Origin of the sequence: Pseudoponticoccus marisrubri, from assembly GCF_001482405.1 — a bacterium.
Classification (GTDB): domain Bacteria; phylum Pseudomonadota; class Alphaproteobacteria; order Rhodobacterales; family Rhodobacteraceae; genus Pseudoponticoccus; species Pseudoponticoccus marisrubri.
The window spans coordinates 1-1437 of sequence record NZ_LPXO01000041.1; the positions used below are offsets into that span (position 1 = coordinate 1).

The window sequence follows — 1437 nt, forward strand, 5'->3', positions numbered from 1 at the left end:
CTGGCTCATCTTCGCTCCTTGGTGGCTGCGATGATCCAGAAATCCTCCGTTACGAAAACCTCAAATCTGTCCCACAGGTGCTGACGTCAGACATTCCGCCGGTCCTGGATCCGACACAGCCTCAAGGCCAGCCCCTCCCAGCTGCGCATCATGCATGTCGAGGGCGACAGCATGGCGCCCACGCTGCTCAACGGCGACACGGTGCTGGTGGACATGGCGCGGCGCGCGCCGAACCCGCCCGGCATCTTCGTGCTGGACGATGGCATCGGGCTGGTGGCCAAGCGGCTCGAGCACATCCCGAACAGCGACCCGCCCGGCGTGCGCGTCATCTCAGACAACAAGCACTACCCCGAATACGAGAGAACGGCCGACGAGATCCACATCGTCGGCCGCATCCGTTGGTTCGCGCGGGAGATCTGAGGTGATCACTATGCTCTGTCATCCAAGTGGGGATCTTGGCAGGGACGCCACGCCCCCCCAACGAAGGGCATTCCTAGCTTTCACAGCCTTGTCAGGCTTGGATCACCGAGCTTAATCTGTCGATGTGGATAAGAAACCAGTGACCAAGCATCGCCAGCAAGCGATTCTCAAGCCGACCATGGTGCTTGCGGCATGTCGACTGCGCAGTTCCCGATCAGTGCAGATGGCCGATCAACTACATGCGCTATTCGTCTCCCTGGTGTCCAAAGGCCACCACGACTGTAATCGTGAAATAAAGCACGACCTTCATCGTGTCATGCAACTCCGTTTTGAAAAGCTCATTGAGAGCCAACATAATGTAGGTCGAAGCATAGAGCATCAGAGTAAGATGATTCATGGTCGCCTCCTCGACGTGGGAGAGCAGGCCCATTCCTGCCCGGCACTGTCCCGATCGAAGACGAAGGCAAGTCATTCGTATGCAGCGAAACCCGGAAGAAACGCGGAAGAATATCGGAAACCGCCAAGACCGATTGCCGCCCACGCTACACTGGCGATCACCAACGGTAGTCCTTCATGACCGCATCCGACGACCCAGATCACGACAGCGAGCGAAGCCTCCGCCTGTCACGAAAAGAGGCGATCAAGGAGTACGTACGTGATTGCGAATTGCGAACTCTGGCGGAGCTCTATAGGCGAACAAGAGCGAAAGCAGCGGAACAAATTGACGCCGCTGATAAATTTGATGCGCAAGACCCATTCGTTCGCATATCGAACTGGAGCGATGAACAGTTTAGAAAATGCGTCTCTGAGGGACATTCACTATACGATCTATGCTTGAAGCTGTTTTCTGAGGTATTCTCCGAAGCAGTTGTAAGTGACAGAAGTGCAAGTGAGTGGATGGATCAATTTTCACGGACCAGTGGCCTGCCCCTATTGGGTGGTCCGGTTTCAGTCTTAGTGCATGACGGGTCTCGGCGCCAAGGTAGATGCCTGGGGCGGGGGCGATCCGCCATCTCG

2 protein-coding genes are annotated in these 1437 nt (G+C 56.4%); one reads left to right on the forward strand and one right to left on the reverse strand.

Going from position 1 to position 1437, the window contains the following annotated elements; genetic code table 11:
* Nucleotides 1–108: 108 nt before the first annotated feature.
* Nucleotides 109–420 (forward strand): S24 family peptidase, encoded by a 312-nt coding sequence (locus tag AVJ23_RS21860; RefSeq protein WP_276203232.1) that lies wholly within the window; start codon nt 109–111, stop codon nt 418–420.
* Nucleotides 421–664: 244 nt separating this feature from the next.
* Here the strand turns inward: AVJ23_RS21860 and AVJ23_RS23140 are convergent, their stop codons facing one another.
* On the reverse strand, nt 665–850 hold the full coding sequence (locus tag AVJ23_RS23140; RefSeq protein ID WP_058864350.1) for a hypothetical protein: 186 nt from the start codon (nt 848–850) through the stop codon (nt 665–667).
* Nucleotides 851–1437: the final 587 nt, after the last annotated feature.